This window comes from Pseudomonas sp. LAMO17WK12:I10, from assembly GCF_900215185.1.
Lineage (GTDB): Bacteria > Pseudomonadota > Gammaproteobacteria > Pseudomonadales > Pseudomonadaceae > Aquipseudomonas > Aquipseudomonas chlororaphis.
Window position 1 is genome coordinate 484175 of the sequence record NZ_OBDX01000002.1, and the last position, 1304, is coordinate 485478.

General features: G+C 62.4%; 1 protein-coding gene. It reads left to right on the forward strand.

Features of this window, described 5'->3' with window-relative positions; genetic code table 11:
* On the forward strand, window positions 1–1304 hold a 1304-nt coding region (locus CRO75_RS04440; RefSeq protein WP_204856403.1), incomplete at both ends, for a VCBS domain-containing protein.

A 1304-nucleotide genomic window follows, 5' to 3' on the forward strand; every position in this document is an offset into this window, starting at 1 on the left:
GTAACCATTACTGTCACCGGCAGCAACGACGCGCCGGTACTCAATTTCGCCACCGGCAACGATGCCGGCGCCGTGCAGGAAGACACCACCCTCAGCGTCAGTGGTCAGTTCAGCTCGGCTGACATCGACCACGATGCCACCGCCACCTGGACCATCAATGGCTCGCCAACTGGCAGCTACGGTTCGATTGCCGTCGACAGTACCGGCCAATGGACCTACACCTTGGCCAACGGCACCGATGGAGTCGCCAGTGCGGTGCAGTCGCTGAAGGTGGGCGAGAGTCATGACGAAGTGTTCAGTGTGCAAGTCAGCGATGGCCTCGGCGGCGTGGATACTCAGTTGGTAACTGTCACCGTCACCGGCAGCAACGACGCGCCCGTGCTCAGCTTCGCAACGGGCAATGATGTCGGCGCCGTGCAGGAAGACACCACCCTCAGCGTCAGCGGTCAGTTCAGCTCGACCGACATCGACCACACTGCCACGGCCACCTGGAGCATCACAGGGTCAAACACCGGAGCCTACGGCTCAATCGCCGTGGATGGCACCGGCCAGTGGACCTACACCCTGGCCAACGGCACCGATGGAGTCGTCAGTGCGGTGCAGTCGCTCAAAGCGGGTGAAAGTCACGATGAGGTATTCAGCGTGCAGGTCAGCGATGGCCTCGGCGGCGTCGACACTCAGTTGGTAACCATTACTGTCACCGGCAGCAACGACGCGCCGGTACTCAATTTCGCCAGCGGCAATGATGCCGGAGCCGTGAAGGAAGACACCACCCTTAGCGTCAGCGGCCAGTTCAGCTCGACCGATATCGATCACGCTGCCACGGCCACCTGGAGCATTGCCGGCTCAAACACCGGCACCTACGGTTCAATCGCCGTCGACAGTACCGGCCAGTGGACCTACACCCTGGCCAACGGCACCGATGGCGTTGCTAGTGCGGTGCAGTCTCTGAAGACGGGCGAAAGTCACGATGAGGTGTTCAGCGTGCAGGTCAGCGATGGCTTGGGTGGCGTGGATACCCAGCTGGTGACCGTTACCATCACTGGTACCAACGACGCCGCCGTGCTTTCCTCGGCCAGCGTCACGCTGAGCGAAACCAATGCTCCGCTGACCACCACCGGCACCCTGACCATCAGCGACGTCGACAGCGCCGCGACCTTCGTCGCGCAGACCAACACCGCCGGCAACTACGGCAAGTTTTCCATCGGCACCAACGGTGCCTGGACCTACGTCGCCGACTCCGCCCACAACGAGTTCGCCGCCGGCACCACCTACACCGACACCTTCGCGGTAAGCAGTGCCGA